General features: G+C 73.2%; 14 protein-coding genes. 12 read left to right on the top strand and 2 right to left on the bottom strand.

The features are described from left to right. The first annotated feature begins 6 nt into the window (after nt 1-6). Nucleotides 7-1,014, top strand: a complete 1,008-nt coding sequence (locus EV190_RS16315; RefSeq protein ID WP_133742435.1) for a helix-turn-helix domain-containing protein — start codon at nt 7-9, stop codon at nt 1,012-1,014. Nucleotides 1,015-1,185: 171 nt separating this feature from the next. Here the strand turns inward: EV190_RS16315 and EV190_RS16320 are convergent, their stop codons facing one another. Further along, on the bottom strand, nt 1,186-1,734 hold the full coding sequence (locus tag EV190_RS16320) for a hypothetical protein (protein ID WP_133742436.1): 549 nt from the start codon (nt 1,732-1,734) through the stop codon (nt 1,186-1,188). A gap of 82 nt (nt 1,735-1,816) precedes the next feature. Beyond that, nucleotides 1,817-2,422: an ECF RNA polymerase sigma factor SigK gene (gene sigK, locus EV190_RS16325; protein ID WP_133742437.1), complete on the bottom strand. Its 606-nt coding sequence runs from the start codon at nt 2,420-2,422 to the stop codon at nt 1,817-1,819. Between the two features lie 236 nt (nt 2,423-2,658). Between sigK and EV190_RS16330 the strand changes: the two genes are divergently transcribed. From EV190_RS16330 to EV190_RS16380, 11 genes are all read left to right on the top strand, one after another. Continuing rightward, complete coding sequence (locus EV190_RS16330) at nt 2,659-4,269, top strand: molybdopterin-dependent oxidoreductase (RefSeq protein WP_133742438.1); 1,611 nt, start codon at nt 2,659-2,661, stop codon at nt 4,267-4,269. 102 nt (nt 4,270-4,371) lie between these two features. Further along, a complete protein-coding gene (locus EV190_RS16335; RefSeq protein WP_133742439.1) occupies nt 4,372-4,659 on the top strand; it encodes a hypothetical protein in 288 nt (95 codons plus the stop codon). 561 nt (nt 4,660-5,220) lie between these two features. After that, a complete protein-coding gene (locus EV190_RS16340) occupies nt 5,221-6,390 on the top strand; it encodes an ROK family transcriptional regulator (RefSeq protein ID WP_133742440.1) in 1,170 nt (389 codons plus the stop codon). A 255-nt stretch (nt 6,391-6,645) separates the two neighbouring features. Beyond that, nucleotides 6,646-7,782 carry an ABC transporter substrate-binding protein gene (locus EV190_RS16345; RefSeq protein ID WP_133742441.1) on the top strand — a complete coding sequence of 379 codons (1,137 nt, stop codon included), beginning with the start codon at nt 6,646-6,648 and terminating at the stop codon, nt 7,780-7,782. 156 nt (nt 7,783-7,938) lie between these two features. After that, on the top strand, nt 7,939-8,724 hold the full coding sequence (locus tag EV190_RS16350) for an ATP-binding cassette domain-containing protein (RefSeq protein ID WP_133742442.1): 786 nt from the start codon (nt 7,939-7,941) through the stop codon (nt 8,722-8,724). Next, nucleotides 8,724-9,977 carry a sugar ABC transporter permease gene (locus EV190_RS16355; RefSeq protein ID WP_133742443.1) on the top strand — a complete coding sequence of 418 codons (1,254 nt, stop codon included), beginning with the start codon at nt 8,724-8,726 and terminating at the stop codon, nt 9,975-9,977. The genes EV190_RS16350 and EV190_RS16355 overlap by 1 nt, the downstream gene beginning before the upstream one ends. Before the next feature lie 145 nt (nt 9,978-10,122). Beyond that, entirely contained in the window at nt 10,123-10,842 is a 720-nt protein-coding gene (locus EV190_RS16360; RefSeq protein ID WP_133742444.1) for a sulfite exporter TauE/SafE family protein, read from the top strand. Nucleotides 10,843-10,877: 35 nt separating this feature from the next. Next, nucleotides 10,878-11,462 carry a G/U mismatch-specific DNA glycosylase gene (gene mug, locus EV190_RS16365; protein ID WP_133742445.1) on the top strand — a complete coding sequence of 195 codons (585 nt, stop codon included), beginning with the start codon at nt 10,878-10,880 and terminating at the stop codon, nt 11,460-11,462. Nucleotides 11,463-11,576: 114 nt separating this feature from the next. Continuing rightward, nucleotides 11,577-13,487: a 1-deoxy-D-xylulose-5-phosphate synthase gene (dxs, locus tag EV190_RS16370; RefSeq protein WP_133742446.1), complete on the top strand. Its 1,911-nt coding sequence runs from the start codon at nt 11,577-11,579 to the stop codon at nt 13,485-13,487. 121 nt (nt 13,488-13,608) lie between these two features. Next, nucleotides 13,609-14,967 carry an FAD-dependent oxidoreductase gene (locus EV190_RS16375; protein ID WP_133742447.1) on the top strand — a complete coding sequence of 453 codons (1,359 nt, stop codon included), beginning with the start codon at nt 13,609-13,611 and terminating at the stop codon, nt 14,965-14,967. Nucleotides 14,968-15,107: 140 nt separating this feature from the next. Continuing rightward, nucleotides 15,108-17,177, top strand: coding sequence for a serine/threonine-protein kinase (locus tag EV190_RS16380; protein ID WP_166655481.1), 2,070 nt, complete (start codon nt 15,108-15,110; stop codon nt 17,175-17,177). Nucleotides 17,178-17,182 lie beyond the last annotated feature (5 nt).

Genomic DNA, 17,182 nt, shown 5'->3' on the forward strand with positions numbered 1-17,182 from the left:
AGCGCGGTGGCACCTGAAACGACGGATCCGCCCCTGCTGGCCCGACACCGCAGGGCCAGCAGCACGCGGATCGAGGACCTGCACGCGGCCGTGGAGCCCCTGGCGGTCGGCCACGATCTGCGGGCGCTCCGGCCCGCGGAGCCGCTGGACGGCACGGTCAACGGTGTCGTGCTGGAGCGGCTCAGCATGGTCTGGGTCCGCTACGGCGGGGCGGGCGTCGTGGTGGAGACCCCGCCCACCGAGGGCCACTTCGCGATGTGCGCGCCGCAGGCGCCCATGGGCGTGCGCTACCAGCGCTCCGGGACGGCGGCGCCCACTTCGGGGCAGCTCGTGCTGTCCCACGACGAGAAGATGTGGATGAGCCCCGACCCGGTGGCGGGCTGCCTGGTCGTCTCCGCCTCGATGGGCGACCTCGAGGACCACCTGCTGGCGATGGCGGGCCGGTCCGCGGCCGCGCCCCTGCGCTTTCTCGACGCCGGGCGGCAGGCCGTCCGCGGCCAGGCCATGATGGAACAGACGTGGCGCTACGTCGTGCGCGTCCTGGACGCGATGGCGGACAGCGACATGCACCCGATGGCGCTGCGGGCGCTGGAGCAGTCGCTGTTCACCGCCGTGCTGCTGGGGCTCCCGCACACCGCCACGGAACTGCTCGTCCCCGACGCGGAGACCCTCCCCTCGGCGCGGGCGGGCGACTTGGTGGCCTGGTTGGAGGCCAACCACCACCGCCCGCTCGGTGTCGCCGACATCGCGGCGGCGATGGGGGTGAGCATCCGGCACCTGCAGGCCACGTGCCGCCGCACCCACGGGGTCACACCGATGGCGCTGCTGCGCGCGATCCGGCTCGAGCACGCCCGCCGGGCGCTGCGCGAGGCGGAGCCGACCCGCGCCTCCGTGGCCGCGATCGCGGACCGGGCGGGCTTCACCCACCTGAGCCGCTTCGCGGCCGCCTACCGCCGCCGTTTCGGCGAGATGCCGTCCCAGACCCTCGGGTCGCCCCCGGTCCCGATCCGGTAGCGTCCGCTTCCGCGGCCGGACGAACCGGGCCGGAGGCCGGTCCGCGTCGTGGTGAGCCGATCGGAGCGCGCGCCGTCGGCGCCGTCGTCGCGGGCGCCCTGACGCCGCGCCCCGGGCGGCCGGGCGGGGGCGCGCCCCGGCGCTTCCCCCGGTGCCGGGCGGCCGGAGGGGTCAGAGGTCGCCGACGATGACGTCCGCGTAGTCGCGGGGGGTGTGCTCGGCGTAGAAGAGGTCCTCCTGGCGGGCCCACAGGTCCCGGTAGGGGGCGTACAGGAGCGCGTCGTCCCGGGCGTCCAGGCGCCGGCGGCGCACGTCCCCGGGGGTGTCGATCCAGACCAGGGTGGACACGTACGGCCGCAGCTCGGCGGCCCCGCAGCCGCAGCCCTCCACGACGAGGCCGTCGACGACGGGGGTGTCGTGCCACTCGGCGTGGCGGCCGAGCTCCCAGTCGTACCGGCGCCACCGCGGGTTCGCGCCGTTGAGCAGCGGCATGACCACCCACAGGGCCAGCAGCTCGGCCGAGGCCGCCAGTCCGGTCCAGCCCGGGTACACGTCCTCCATGCGGAACACCGGCCAGCCGAGTTCGGCGGAGAGCGCGTCGGACAGGGCGGTCTTGCCCGAACCCGAGCGGCCCTCGATCGCCACCACGCGCACGCCCCCGGCCAGAGGGGGCCGTACCCGGACCTCCTCCGCCAGGGCCGCGACCGTCTCGATTCTCAAACGTCCACCTTCATCGGTTCCTCGTTGGGCTTGGGCATGCCGTCGGCGGGTTCCATCGTGATACCCGGCCGGCGGGGGCCGATCAGGCCGGGGGGCCGTGGCGGTGAGCACGCGCCCCCAGGCAGTCGCGCAACCGGATCAGCCCGTCGCGCAGGCGGCCCTTGATCGTGGTCAGCGGAACCCCCAGCAGGACGGCGGCCTCGCGCTGGGTGCGGCCGGTGTAGTAGGTGAGCCGGACCGTTTCGCGTTGCAGGTCGGTCAGACCGCCCAGGCAGCGCCGGACCCTCTCGTGCTCCAACCGGCGCGCGACCTGGTCGGGGACGTCGTCGGCGGCCGAGGCCCGGTCCTCCAGCAGCCCGGCGCGCGCCTCGCGGTCGGCGGCGGTCTGCTCGGCGCGGACCCGGTCCACCGCGCGGCGGTGCGCGATGGTCAGCACCCAGGAGCGGGCGCCGCCCCGGCGCGCGTCGAACCGGGCGGCCAGGCGCCAGACCTCCACGAACACCTCCTGGGTCACCTCCTCGGCCTGGGAGTGGTTCCGCAGCACCCTTTGGACCAGACCGAACACCGGTCCCGACAGGTCCCGGTAGAACGCCTCGAAAGCCGACAGGTCGCCCAGCGCGACCGCGCGCAGCCGGGACTCGTCGGCGCCGCCCCCGGGCGCAGGTTCGGGCGGAACCCCCTGCCTCACCCGGAACCCACCGTCCTCGTCCGCGTCGTCGTGTCCTCCCGGGGGGCGTCTCCGACAGGGCCCCCAGCGGGGGCCGAACGGAGGGGCGGCGAACCCGGAACCGTCTCGGGGGACACGATCCAACTCTGCACCATCGCGTTCGGGGGCGGAACGGCGGTGGCGGCCTCGGAGGCGCCGTTATCTTCTCGTTATGGAAACCGGGGTCGCCCCGGGCGCCCGCGCTCCGAAGCAGGAACGTGTCCGAACCACTCGAGGGCCGCCCCGCGCCGCGTAGACCGCTCGTCGACGCCGTGTGCGGCCTGCTCGCCGCCGCGTCGGCGCTGGCCGCGGCCGAGCTCGTCGCCGCGCTGACCAATCCGGCCGCCGCCCCGCTGATCGCGGTCGGCGGCGCCGTCGTCGACCTGGCCCCGCCCTGGCTCAAGGACTTCGCGGTGGAGGCCTTCGGCACCGCGGACAAACCGGTCCTGCTGGGCGGGATGGCCGTCGTACTCGCCCTGTTCGCGGCGCTGGCCGGTGTCCTCGGCAGGACCGCGCCGCGGGCGGGGACCGCCGGGGTCGTGCTGTTCGCCGCGATCGGCGTGGCCGCCGCGCTGTCCCGGCCCGGCAGCGGGCCCGCCGACGCGCTGCCCGCGACCCTGGGCGGCCTGGTCGCGGCCGGGGTGCTGCGGCTGCTGCTGCGGGCGTCCGCCCCCGCGGTCCCCGGCGCGGCGCCGGACGAGGGGGAGGGGAGCGGCGAGGAGGCGGCCGGGGACGGCCCCGGGTTCGACCGTCGGCGGTTCGTCATGGTCGCGGGCGCGGCAGCCGGGCTGTCCGCGGGCGCGGGCGCGGTGGGTCGGCTGCTGGCCGTGGAGCGGGTGGACGTCGAGGCGGTCCGCCGGGCCGTCCGGCTGCCCGCTCCCGCGTCGCCCGCCCCGCCGCTCGCGGACGGCGTCGACCTGGAGATCGGCGGGCTGGCCGCGTTCTTCACCCCCACCGCGGACTTCTACCGGATCGACACGGCGCTCTCCGTCCCGCGCGTGGACGCGTCGACCTGGCGGCTGCGCCTGCACGGGAAGGGGATCGCCGAGCGCGAGTACGCCTACGCCGACCTTCTCGGACGCGCGGACCTGGTGGAACGCGACATCACCCTGGCGTGCGTGTCCAACCCGGTGGGCGGGGAGTACGTCGGCAACGCCCGCTGGATCGGCGTCCCCCTCGCCCCGCTGCTGCGCGAGGCGGGGGTGCGCCCGCCCGGCGAAGGCGGCCCGGCCGACCAGATCGTGTCGCGTTCGGTGGACGGGATGACCATCGGCACCCCCCTCGAGGACGTACTGGACGGGCGCGACGCCATGCTCGCCCTGGGCATGAACGGTGTTCCGCTGCCGCTGCGGCACGGCTTCCCGGTCCGGATGGTGGTGCCCGGCCTGTACGGGTACGTCTCGGCCTGCAAGTGGCTGGCGGAACTGGAGCTGACCACGTTCGACGCCTTCGACGCCTACTGGGTGCCGCGCGGCTGGTCGGCGCTGGGTCCGATCAAGACCCAGTCCCGCATCGACCGGCCCCGGTCGTTCGACGAGGTCCCGGCGGGCGACCTCACGGTGGCGGGCGTGGCCTGGGCCCAGCACACCGGGATCGACAGGGTCGAGGTGCGCGTCGACGGCGGCCCGTGGCAGGAGGCCGGGCTCGCCGCCGAGGACACCGCCGACACCTGGCGGCAGCGGGCGCTCACCGTGCGGCTCGAACCGGGCGACCACCGGTTCGAGGCCCGCGCCACCGACCGGTCCGGCCGCACCCAGACCGGCGCGCGCGCCCCGGTCGCCCCCGACGGCGCCACCGGATGGCACTCGGTCTCGGTGACCGCCGCCTGAGAAGCCGCCCCGGAGCTTCGCGCGAAGGCGGCCGCGCGGGGATGGGAGGCCGGGCCGCCCACCCGTTACTGTCGAGAGCACGTTCGACACGAGGAGTTCACGATGACCACTCGCACCCCTGAACTGACGGCCTCGTTGCGCCGCCTCGCGGCCGGAACCGCGATCGTCCTGCTCGCCCTGGTCCCCCTGAGCGCCTGCGACGACAGCGCAGAGGCGCCCCGGGAGGACACGGAGTCCGAGTCGATGACGGAGGACGGTGAGGACGGTGAGGACGGTGAAAACGACATGGAGGACGACTCCGACGACGGCGACATGGGCGGCGAGGAGGAACCCGTGGACGGTGACGGCGCGGAGGACGACATGGGCGGCGAGGAGCACGAGGACCACTAGGGAGTCTCGGGCGCGGGGGTGAATCGGGCATCGGTGTTTCGGGGGCCTTTCGGCCTCACGCCACGCGGATCGCAAGGTGACAGCAGGCGGCGACGGCGGGGCCGGTTCCGCACCCACCCGGAATGATCTTGGGCTTTCCGCCCTTCCCGGCCCCGAAACGGGCAGAAAGCCCAAGACCGTCAACGGAACCCTCACGCAACGGACGTCGTGGGTACGGCCCCGGCCCCCGCCCGCCGTCGCCGCCCCGTCACCGCGCCGCACACGAGGACACCCCGACGATCCGGCCGGCGGACTCCCGACACCGAATCATCCCCGCGCCGGAGCTTCCCCAGTGTCCCGCGTCCGGGGTCCGGCGCCCGCTCTCCCCGCTGGTCGTGACCTTTCCGGGGCCCGGAGACGGTCGAGACCACGAGAAGGCCACGTCCAGCGGGGAGGCCGCCAGGAACCGGACATCGTCCTGCGGTTCCGGGCTCCGGTTCCCGTCCGCTTCCCGCTGTTTTCAAGCCTTGTAAGCTCGCTTCCACCGGCTACCGACCGGAGCCGCCGAGAAGAGGAGCGCAAGTGACAACGGACGTCCAGGTCACGCCGGGGTCGCAGGCCGCACTGCGCCAGGCGAACCGGGAGCGGATCGTGAACGCGCTGCGCGACGGCGGAACGCTCACCCAGGCCGAGATCGCGCGCGCCACCGGTCTGTCCGCGGCGAGCGTGTCCAACATCGTGCGGGACCTGCGCTCGACGGGCGCGGTCTCGGTGCGCGAGACCTCCTCCAACGGGCGGAGGGCGCGCGCGGTCACACTGCTGCGGCCCCCCGGGGTGCTGGTGGCGATCGACTTCACGCACTCGGCGCTCACCGTCGCCCTGGGCGACACCCAGGGGCAGGTCCTCCTCGAGGAGACGATCTCCTACGACGTGTCGGAGGACCCGGTCCGCGGGGTGCGGCGCGCGGTCTGGCTGGCCGAGACCATGCTCACCCGGGCGCGGGTGGACCACTCGATGGTCGCCGGGGCCGCCGCGTCGATCCCCGGGCCCGTGGACCCGGTCAGCGGCCTGATCGGCGGGATCACCTGCATGCCGCGCTGGGCGGGGTTCGAGCCGGGGCGGGAGCTGAGCGACCGCCTGGGCCTGCCGGTGCGGGTGGACAACGACGCCAACCTGTGCGCGCTGGCCGAGACCGCCGAGGGCGTGGCCCGGGGGATGGAGCACGTCGTCTACGTCAACGTCTCCCAGGGCGTGGGCGCCGGGGTCGTCGTCGCGGGGCGGCTGTTCCAGGGAGCGGGCGGCACCGCGGGCGAGATCGGGCACATCGGGTTGGACGAGCGCGGGCAGGTGTGCCGCTGCGGCAACCGGGGCTGCCTGGAGACGCTGGTCGGCGCCCCGTACCTGCTGGGCATGCTCCCCCAGCAGGGCAACGTGGGGCACAACGCCACGATGCCGGACCTGATCCGGGCCGCGCTGGCGGGGGACCCGGGATGCCGCAGGATCATCGCGGAGGCGGGGGCCGCGCTGGGCCGGGGCGTGGCGGTCGTGGTGAACATGTTCAACCCGCAGATGGTCGTCGTCGGGGGTGAGCTCGCCGAGTCGGGGGAGCTCCTGCTCGACCCCATGCGCCGCGCCATGGAGATGGGCGCGCTCGGCAGCGCGCTCGCCGACCTGCGGCTCGTCCAGGGGGACTTCGACACCCGGGCCGCGCTGCGCGGGGCGCTCCGGCTCGCTCTTGCCTCCACGGCCTGAAGCGGCCGGGTAAAACCTTGACCGGTTTACAGATCTTCACATGACCCCTGTCGCCCGCTTTGACCTGCGGATACGTTGAATTCAAAGGCTAAATCCAACATCCGTGACATTTCGGTTATGTGTTCAAAGCTTGACGACAAGGTTGCGAGAGGTTTGACTTCACGCATTGGTTCACCGAGTGATCCAGCGCACGTTCTGCGGTGGGTGCGTACTCATTCCCCAGGTTCGGTGGGCCCTCAACGGAGGTCAGAAGCGATGAGCAACCGAAACAAGTTCTTCCACCGCGTCGCGGTGGGCGCCGCCTCGGTGGCGCTCCTGGCGGCGGCCGGGTGCGGGGCGACCACGACCGGCGGAGGCGACGGCGAGACGGCGACCGCCTCGGTCGAGGAGGGCTTCACCATCGGGCTGCTGCTGCCCGAGTCCAAGACCACCCGGTACGAGAAGTTCGACAGGCCCCTCTTCGAGGAGGCCGTGGCGGAGATCTGCCCCAACTGCGAGGTCTCGTACCAGAACGCGGACCAGGACGTCGCCAAGCAGCAGTCCCAGGCCGAGGCCATGCTGACCCAGGGCGTCGGCGTCCTGGTCCTGGACGCCGTCGACGCCGAGGCGGCCGGCAGCATCGTCCAGCAGGCCAAGGGCCAGGGCGTCCCGGTCGTCGCCTACGACCGGCTGGCCCAGGGCGGCGTGGACTACTACGTCTCCTTCGACAACAAGACCGTCGGTAACGTCCAGGGCGAGGCGCTCATCGCCGGGATGGAGGCGGCGGGGACGGCCGGCGAGGGCGAGGTCGTCATGATCAACGGTTCGCCCACCGACCCCAACGCCGCGGACTTCAAGGCCGGCGCGCACGAGATCCTCGACGGCCAGGTCGAGATCGGCGCCGAGTACGACACCGCCGACTGGTCGCCCGACAGGGCCCAGCAGCAGATGGAGCAGGCCATCACCTCCATCGGCGCCGAGGAAATCAGCGGCGTCTACAGCGCCAACGACGGCATGGCCGGCGGCGTCATCGCCGCGCTCAAGAGCGCGGGCGTGGAGGAGCTGCCTCCCATCACCGGGCAGGACGCCGAACTCGCCGGCATCCAGCGGATCATCTCCGGCGACCAGTACATGACGGTCTACAAGGCCATCCAGCCCGAGGCCGAGATCGCCGCCGCGATGGCGGTCGCCGCCGCCACCGGCGAGGAGTACGAGGGCAGCGCAGACAACCCGCTGACCGAGTCCACCGACGGCGAGGGGAACACGGTCCCGTCCGTGCTCATCGAGCCGGTCGCGGTCACCGCCGAGAACGTCGAGGACACCGTGATCTCCGATGGTTTCTACTCCATCGAGGAGATCTGCACCGACGCCTACGCCGACACCGACCTGTGCAAGGAAGCCGGCGACAGCTAGGACGTGCCTCCCGGGCCGCTTCGGGTCCGCGCCGCCGAGGCGACGCACACCGACCCGGGAGCACCGGAGAGGCGCCCCAGGAAGCGGACCGGGGGCGCCGGACCCACCCATAAGTCCGGCGCCCTCCCGATCAGCGGTCACCACGAGGAAGCGACAATGACAGAACCGGTCCTGGAGCTCTCCGGGATTTCCAAGAGATTCGGCGCGGTCCAAGCGCTCAGCGACGTCGACCTCCGCGTCCACCCGGGCGAGGTCGTGGCACTGCTGGGCGACAACGGCGCCGGAAAATCGACCCTCGTCAAGGTCATCGCGGGGGTCAACCCCGCGGACAGCGGCGTGATCGCCTGGGAGGGCCGACCGGTCCAGGTGAACCGCCCCAGCGACGCCCAGCACCTGGGGATCGCGACCATCTACCAGGATCTCGCGCTCTGCGACAACCTGGACATCGTGGCCAACCTGTTCCTCGGCAACGAGCGGACCACCGGCGGCGTCCTGGACGAGCTGGAGATGGAGCGGCGCGCCCAGGAACTCCTGGACTCGCTCTCCGTGCGCATCCCGAGCCTCCGGGTCCCGGTGGCCTCGCTGTCGGGCGGCCAGCGCCAGATCATCGCGATCGCCCGTTCCCTGCTCGGCGACCCCAAGGTCGTCATGCTGGACGAGCCCACCGCGGCGCTGGGCGTGGCCCAGACCGCCCAGGTGCTCGACCTCATCGAACGCCTGCGCGACCAAGGACTCGCGGTTATCCTGATCAGCCACAACATGGCCGACGTGCGCGCGGTCGCCGACCGCGCCGTGGTCCTGCGCCTGGGCCGCAACGCGGGTGACTTCCAGGTCGAGGACACCAGCTACGAGGAGATCGTGGCGGCCATCACCGGAGCGGCCGACAACCCCGTGTCCCGTCGGGCCGGCCGCGTCGCGGTTCCGGGATCGGAGGAAGCGTGATGGCTCAACAGACCACCCCCGCCGCCCACGGCGCGACGGCGGCCCGTGACCCGCGACTCATCGTGGACGGCGGCGGCGCCAAGGGACTGCTGTCCGGTTCGCTGCGTCGGCTGCGCGGCGGCGAACTCGGCCCGGTGCCGGTCATCGCGGGCCTCGTCGTCATCGCCGTCGTCTTCCAGAGCCTGAACGACAAGTTCCTGTCCCCGCAGAACCTGTCCAACCTGACCCTCCAGATCGTCGCGATCGGACTGATGTCCTGCGGCGTCATCATGGTGCTGCTGCTGGGTGAGATCGACCTGTCGGTCGGTTCGGTCGCGGGCGTGTCCGGCGTGGTCATGGCGGTCCTCGCGATCAGGCACGGCTGGAACGAGATCGCCGCGATGGTGGTCGCCATCGCGGTCGGCGCGCTCATCGGCGTCATCCACGGCGCCATCTTCGCCAAGATCGGGGTGCCCGCGTTCGTCGTGACCCTGGCGGGCCTGATCGGCTGGCAGGGCGCGCAGATCTACCTGCTCAGCCCCGACGGCACCATGAACGTGCCCTACGACGGCCCGATCGCCTACCTCACCCAGACGTACTTCGTCCCGGTGATCGGCTGGACCGTCGGGGGCCTGGCGGTCGCCCTCTACGCCGCGTCCACCCTGTACGGCGAGCGCCGCCGCGCGGCCGCGGGCCTGCCCGCCAAGTCCGTCACGGACGTCGTGACGCGCATCGTCCTGGTGGCGGTCCCGGTGCTCGGCACGGTGTGGGTGCTCAACAGCTACAAGGGCGTCCCGCTGGCGTTCCTGATCTTCGTCGGGTTCGTCGTCGTGTTCGACCTGGTCCTGCGCAAGACCCGGTACGGCCGGATGGTCTTCGCGGTCGGCGGCAGCGCCGAGGCGGCCCGCCGCGCGGGCATCAGCGTGGACCTCATCCGGATCTCGGTGTTCGCGCTGGCCTCGATGCTCTCGGCGCTCGGCGGCATCATGTTCGTCTCGCGCAGCTTCGCGGTGAACCAGTCCACCGGTGGCGGCGACGCGCTGATGATGGCCATCGCGGCAGCGGTCATCGGCGGCACCAGCCTCTTCGGCGGCCGCGGCAGCGCCTACTCGGCGCTGCTGGGCGGCCTGGTGCTGGGGGCCATCGCCTCGGGGCTGTTCCTGCTCCAGATGGACTCCTCGGTGCGGTTCATGATCACCGCGGGCGTCCTGCTCGTCGCGGTCATCCTGGACGCGGTCTCGCGCCGCAGCAGAAAGACCCACGCCCGGGGTTAGCGCGACCCCGGCCCTCCCCGGTCCCGCCCGCCCTCCACCACTCCTCCCGGCGGACGCGGACCGGTCCGGGCGGCACCCCTGGAGACTCCTCCCCTCCAGGGGTGCCGTGCCGTCCGATGTCCGATGGGGGATAGTCTCGCCTTTCGTGTCTGATCTGGTGTTCTTCTCGGTGGCGGGGGCGGCGGTGCTGCTCGGCGCGCTCGTGCAGAGCAGCGTCGGAACGGGGCTGGCCCTGGTCGCGGCCCCCGTCGTCTCGCTGCTGGACCCGACGCTGATGCCGGGTTCGCTGCTCGTGCTCACCGCGGTGCTGCCGCTGTTGAACATCGGCGCCGAATGGCGGCACGCGGACGTGCGCGGCATCTCCTGGGCGCTGGTCGGACGGCTGGTGGGGACAGCGGCGGGAGTGGGCGTGGTGGCGCTGCTGGCGCCCCGCGCGCTCGGCCTGATCGTGGGAGTGATGGTGCTCCTGGCGGTGGCCGCCACCGTCTCGGCGGTGCGTCTGAGCCCCACCCCGGTGACCCTGGTCGTGGCGGGCACGGTCTCGGGCGTCTTCGGAACGGCCACCGCGATCGGGGGCCCGCCCATCGCGCTGGTCTACCAGCACGAGAAGGGGCCCCGGGTGCGCGCCACGCTGGCCGGGTTCTTCTTCGTGGGCGTACTGCTCTCGTTGACCGCGCTGGCCCTGGGCGGCCAGTTGCACGCCCGCGAGGTCGTGGTGGGGGGCGCGCTGATCCCGTTCATGGCGGCGGGCTTCCTGTTGTCCCGCCCGCTGCGGCGGTACCTTGACGGGGACCGGCTGCGCGCGGCGCTGCTGGTCCTGGTCTCGGTCTCGGGCGTGGTGCTGATCGCGCGCTCCCTGCTGTGACCGGGAGCGCCGAGGAGAGAGGGGCGGCGGGGCCGATGACCGGACCGGTCCGGAGACCGACGAAGGCCGACCTGGCGGCCGCGCACGGGACCGCCATCGCCGACGTGCTCGGTCCCGACCTGGACGTGCTGTTCTGCGGGATCAACCCGGGGCTGTACTCCGGCTGGAGCGGCCACCACTTCGCCCGGCCGGGGAACCGGTTCTGGCCCGCGCTGCACGCCGCGGGGTTCACCCCCCGGCGGCTGCGCCCCGACGAGCAGGACCTGCTGCCCGCCATGGGGCTGGGCATCACCAACCTCGTGTCCCGGGCGACCGCGCGGGCCGACGAGCTGACCCGGGACGAGCTGCGAGAGGGCGGCCGGGACCTGGCCGCGCGGCTGCGCGAGTACCGGCCGCGCGTGCTCGCGGTGCTCGGGGTCACCGCCTACCGCCAGGCGTTCGCCCGTCCCGGTGCCCGGATCGGACCGCAGGGGGGCGACGCCGCCGTCGAGGAGGTCCCGGTGTGGGTGCTGCCGAACCCCAGCGGGCTCAACGCCCACTGGAGCGCCGAGGCCATCGCCGCCGAACTGCGCCGTATGCGTGCCGGGTGCGTGCGGGGAAGAAGTGGAACCGGTCGGTAGGTTGCGGGACAAAGCCCTGTGCCTTGCTCGTAGACTCGAACGAAGTGTGCCGGTCCAGCGCGCCCACGGCGCGGACACCGCACGCGTAGTCCGCAGATGAGGGGAATGGCGAGAGTGACGCTGCTCGAGTCGGTGCACAGTCCGGATGACCTGAAGAAGCTCTCAGCGGAGCAGCTTCCGGGGTTGGCCGCCGAGATCCGCGACTTCCTGGTCTCGGAGGTGGCCCGCACCGGCGGGCACCTGGGCCCCAACCTGGGCGTCGTCGAGCTCACCGTCGCGCTGCACCGGGTGTTCGACTCCCCGCGCGACCCCATCCTGTTCGACACCGGGCACCAGGCCTACGTGCACAAGATGCTGACCGGCCGCCGGGACTTCTCCAAGCTGCGCCGGGAGGGCGGCCTCTCGGGGTACCCCTCGCGCGCGGAGTCCGAGCACGACTTCATCGAGAACTCGCACGCCTCCACCGCGCTGTCCTACGCCGACGGCCTGGCCAAGGCCAACGAGGTGCGCGGGCAGGACGACCGCACCGTGGTGGCCCTCATCGGCGACGGCGCCCTCACCGGCGGGATGGCCTGGGAGGCGCTCAACAACATCGCCGAGGGCAAGAACCGGCGCGTGGTCATCGTCGTCAACGACAACGGCCGCTCCTACTCGCCGACCATCGGCGGTCTGGCCGACCACTTCGCCACCCTGCGCATGACCCAGGGCTACGAGCAGATGCTCGACATGGCCAAGAGCGCGATCAACCGCGCCCCCGTCGTCGGCCCGCCGCTGTACGAGGCCCTGCACGGGCTCAAGAAGGGCCTCAAGGACGCCATCCAGCCGCAGATCATGTTCGAGGACCTGGGGCTGAAGTACCTCGGTCCCATCGACGGCCACGACACCGCCGCGATGGAGCGGGCGCTGCGCCGCGCCCGCGACTTCGGCGGACCGGTCATCGTGCACGTCCTCACCCAGAAGGGAAAGGGCTACGCGCCCGCCGAGAACCACGAGGAGGACCAGTTCCACGCTCCCGGCGCGTTCGACGTGGCGACCGGTGAGCAGCAGGCCAAGCCCGGGGTGAAGTGGACCTCGGTGTTCGGCGAGGAGATGGTCCGGATCGGCGCCGAGCGCGAGGACGTCGTCGCCATCACCGCGGCCATGCTGCACCCCACCGGGCTGGCGCCCTTCGCCGAGGCCTACCCGGGGCGCGTCTTCGACGTGGGCATCGCCGAGCAGCACGCCGCCACCTCCGCGGCGGGCCTGGCCATGGGCGGGCTGCACCCGGTCTTCGCCGTGTACGCGACCTTCCTCAACCGCTGCTTCGACCAGGTCCTGATGGACGTGGCGCTGCACCGCCAGGGCGTCACCTTCGCGCTGGACCGCGCGGGCGTCACCGGTGACGACGGCGCCAGCCACAACGGCATGTGGGACCTGTCCATCCTGCAGGTCGTCCCCAACCTGGGCCTTGCGGTGCCGCGCGACGCCACCCGGCTGCGCGAACTGCTGCGCGAGGCGGTCGCGGTGGACGACGGGCCCACGGTGGTGCGCTATCCCAAGGGCGAGGTGGCCCCCGACATCCCCGCCGTCGGAAAGGTCGGCGGCATGGACGTGCTGCGCCGCCCCGACGGCGACGAAACGCCCCCGGACCTGCTGCTGGTCGCCGTGGGCGCCATGGCCCCGACCTGCTGCGAGGTCGCCGACCGCATGGCCGACCAGGGCATCGGCGTCACCGTCGTGGACCCGCGCTGGGTCAAGCCGCTCGACGCGGCCCTCGTCGACGAGGCGGCCCGGCACAGGGTGGTCGCCGTCGTCGAGGACAACGGCCGCGTCGGGGCGGTGGGCGACGCCGTCGCCCGCGCGCTGCGCGACGCCGGCCTGGACATCCCGGTGCGCACCTTCGGGGTCGAGCAGCGCTTCCTCGACCACGCCAAGCGCGACAGGATCCTGGAGGAGATGGGCCTGAACGCCCAGGGTCTGGCCCGCAGCCTCACCGAGACGGTCTCCAGGTACACCGAGAAGACCCTGGAGGACGAACCGGCCTAGCGTCCCGCGCTGTCCGTTCTTCTCGCTGATCCTGGCCTCTCCGGGGTCCCGGAAGCGGTTGGGACCCGGGAAAGGCCAGGATCAGCAGGGGAACCGCGGCCGGGTGCGTCACAATGGGGGCATGGACGCTCCCGACCCGCTGCGCGTGGCAGTCATCGGCTCCGGGCCCGCCGGGATCTACACCGCCGAGGCGCTGATCCGGCAGGCCCGGGAGCCGGTCGCCGTGGACGTGCTGGACCGCCTGCCCACCCCGTACGGCCTGGTCCGCTACGGTGTGGCGCCCGACCACACCAGCATCAAGAGCGTGGCGCGCGCCCTGGCGCGGGTCCTGGAGCACCCCGACGTCCGGTTCCTCGGCGGGGTCGAGTACGGCGCCGACGTCACCCGCGCGGACCTGGCGCGCGCCTACCACGCGGTCGTCTACGCGACCGGCGCGAGCGTCGACCGCAGGCTGGGCGTCCCCGGCGAGGACCTGCCCGGCAGCGTCGCGGCCACCGACTTCGTCAACTGGTACAGCGGGCATCCCGACCTGGACGTGGCGCGCTTCGTCCTGGACGCCGAGGAGGTCGCCGTCATCGGCGCGGGCAACGTCGCCCTGGACGTGGCCCGGATCCTGGTCCGCGGCGCCGACGAGCTGCGCCGCACCGACATCCCCGCCCCCATGCTGGAGGTGCTGGCGGCCAGCCGGGTGCGCCGCGTGCACCTGATCGCCCGGCGCGGCCCCGCCCAGGCCAGGTTCTCCGCCAACGAGCTGCGCGAGCTGGGCCGCCTGGAGAACGTGGACGCGGTGGTGCGCCCCGCCGACATCGACATCGACCCCAACAGCGAGGCCATGCTGAGCGCGGCCCGGGCCGCGCGCACCAACCTGCGCACCCTCTCCGAATGGGCCCGGCGCCCCTTGAGTGACGGCGCGCGCCGGGTGGAGCTGCGCTTCTGGCTGCGCCCCGCCGCGGTCCTGGGCGACGGGCGCGTGGAGTGCCTGGAGGTCGAGCGCACCCGGCTGGACGGCGGACGGCTCACGGGCACGGGGGAGCGCGAGGCGCTGCCGGTGGGCATGGTGGTGCGCTCGGTGGGCTACGCGAGCCTTCCGCTGCCGGACCTGCCCTTCGACGAGGTCACGCGCACCGTCCCGCACGAGGGCGGCCGGGTCCTCGACGGGGAGGGCCGCGCCGTCCGGGGCGACTACGTGGCGGGCTGGCTCAAGCGGGGCGCGACGGGGGTGATCGGGACGAACAAGTCCGACGCGGCCGCCACCGTCCGGGCGCTGCTGGACGACGCCCCCGCGCTGCGCGGGTCCCGCGCGCCCGAGACGACCCCCGACCGGCTCCTGGCGGACCGGGGAGTGGCCCCCTCCGGGTACGCCGACTGGCTGGCCATCGACGCGGCGGAGGCCGGCCTCGCCTCGCAGCTGTCCCGGGGCGAGCGCGTCAAGCTGTGCGGCTGGCCCGAACTGCGCCGCGCCATCGGGAAGGGGGCCTGATCCGGTCGGGTTTCCGGACAGCGGCTCCCGAGCGTCCCGCCGCGACAGCGCCCGTCCCGCGGGTTTCGGATCAGGGATTCCTGCCGATCCTGACAAAAGAGCCGGGTCGACACAGCGGGCGGAAGGCGGAGGGGGCGCCGGTGACGCACGGACGGGAAACCGAGGTCGGCGGATACGAACTGACCACGCTCCTGGGTGAAGGCGGATTCGGCGTGGTCTACCTCGGAAAGGACGCCAAGGGGCGTCTGGCCGCGGTGAAGCTCCTGCGCCCGGGCCACGCGTCGGACGACGTGCGGGCCGGTCTGGCCCGCGAGGTCGAGGCCGCCCGCAAGGTGAGCCCGTTCTGCATCGCCCAGGTGCTCGACGCGGACCTGTACGCGCCCCAGCCGTGGATCGCCACCGAGTACCTCGAAGGCCCCACCCTCGCCAGACGCGTCCGAGACGGGGGGCCGCTCACCGGGGCCGCGCTGGACCGCCTGGCCGTTTCCACGGCGACCGCCCTGACCGCCATCCACCGGGCCGGGATCCTGCACCGGGACTTCAAACCCGACAACATCATCCTGGCCCCCGACGGTCCCAGGGTGATCGACTTCGGTATCGCCAAGGCCGCGGAGCACTCCCAGGTCATGGCCAGCGCCGTGGTCGGGACCCCCGCCTACATGGCTCCCGAGCAGATCGACGGCGCCGCGCTGACCGCGAAGGTGGACGTCTTCGCCTGGGGCGCGGTCATGGCCTACGCCGCGACCGGGAGGAACGCCTTCGACGGCCCGAACGTCTCCGCCGTCATCAAGCGGATCATCATGGACGAACCGGACCTCGAAGGCCTCACCGGCCCGCTGCTGCCGGTCGTGCGGCGCTGCCTGGCCAAGGACCGGCAGGAACGCTACAGCGCCCACGAGCTCCTCAACACGCTGCTGGGCGTCGAGGAGCACGGACTCGACACCGACTCCGCGCTCGACCGGGGCAGCACCATGGTCGTGGGCCTGTCCTCCGGCGGCGAACCCGTCGGGGCCTCCCCGTACGGCGCGGTGGAGCGGACCCGCCGCAGCGGAGCGGTCCCGCCGTTCGAGTTCGCCGGGCGCCGCTTCTTCACCCCCGGCGACCTCGCGGCGGCGATGCGGGACGACTGGGCGGCGGGCGCCGGGGTGTTCCGCTCCACGGTGGAGCGCGGGGAGCTGCGCGCCTGGATGATCGACGACGTCGGCGACACGACCGTGAACCGGGCGCTGCTGCGCAAGGAGCCCGAGGACCCCGATCTGACACTGGCCCGGTTCGTCGCGGAACTGCGCCCGGATCTTCCGCCCGTCTACCGGGGCCTCGACATGAGCCCGGCAGGGCTCCGCGGCGTCCTGGCCCCGTACGGAACGGTCGTCCCGGAAGGGGTGGGAACCGTGCTCGGGCTCCTCTTCGGGAACCGCGCGTACGCCTCGCCCTTCGGGCACGTCGAGGCGGTACTGCGCGTCATGGCCGTCCACGAGGGGACCGGAGCCGACGGCGCACCGCTCCGGGGGGCGCCCAGCGCCGAGTACGAGGCGCTCCTCGCCGACTTCACGACCGCGACGAGGGTCCTGGCGGCCGCCGGGAGGCGGATCAACGAGGTCCTCGGGCAGGGATGGGGCTCGGCCGTCCTCGTCCCCATGAACCAGTCCGACCTGTCGGTTCGCGTCCTGGCCCGGCTGTTCGCGGAAGACCCCGGCGCCCTTCCCGCGCCGCCGTCGCGACCCGGGACCACCGCCGCGCGCTGGATGGCGGCCTTCCGTGCCGCGGCCGGTCCGGTTCAGGGGGCCGCGGCCGCGGGTTCCGCGGTGCTGCTGGAGAACTGCGTCGAGCCCGCCCGGAGGCTGGCGCAGATGGAGGACGCCTGCCGCGCGGAGAGGGGCGACTACGCCCGCGCGATCGACCGGTCGCGGCGGGTCCGCGCCCTGTTCCTGGGGAGCTTCGGCTTCTACTGGATGCTCGGGGGCTCCCTCGTCCTGGTCCTCACCGTCTCCACGGTCTCGGCCTTCTTCGAGCTGGACGAGGCCGTCCTCGGCTGGTTCGTCCTCACCTTATTCGCGGGGCTGCTGGTCCTCGGGGGCTTCCAACCCCTGCGCCTTTGGGCGAACCCGCGCAGGCGGAAGGCGCGCATCGACTACCTGGAGCAGGGCCTGAAGGCCATCGAGGAGCGTCTCGTCCAGGCCGAGGACAAGCGCCGCCGGCTGGCGGCCTGACCCGG

It is taken from the genome of Actinorugispora endophytica (assembly GCF_004363075.1).
Taxonomy (GTDB): Bacteria; Actinomycetota; Actinomycetes; order Streptosporangiales; family Streptosporangiaceae; genus Actinorugispora; species Actinorugispora endophytica.

What these genes read in the sequence shown, in the direction of transcription:
- EV190_RS16375 (WP_133742447.1), top strand. Translation starts at nt 13,609, where the DNA reads ATGGACGCTCCCGACCCGCTGCGCGTGGCAGTCATCGGCTCCGGGCCC.
- EV190_RS16335 (WP_133742439.1), top strand. Translation starts at nt 4,372, where the DNA reads ATGACCACTCGCACCCCTGAACTGACGGCCTCGTTGCGCCGCCTCGCG.
- EV190_RS16355 (WP_133742443.1), top strand. Translation starts at nt 8,724, where the DNA reads ATGGCTCAACAGACCACCCCCGCCGCCCACGGCGCGACGGCGGCCCGT.
- EV190_RS16345 (WP_133742441.1), top strand. Translation starts at nt 6,646, where the DNA reads ATGAGCAACCGAAACAAGTTCTTCCACCGCGTCGCGGTGGGCGCCGCC.
- mug (WP_133742445.1), top strand. Translation starts at nt 10,878, where the DNA reads ATGACCGGACCGGTCCGGAGACCGACGAAGGCCGACCTGGCGGCCGCG.
- EV190_RS16350 (WP_133742442.1), top strand. Translation starts at nt 7,939, where the DNA reads ATGACAGAACCGGTCCTGGAGCTCTCCGGGATTTCCAAGAGATTCGGC.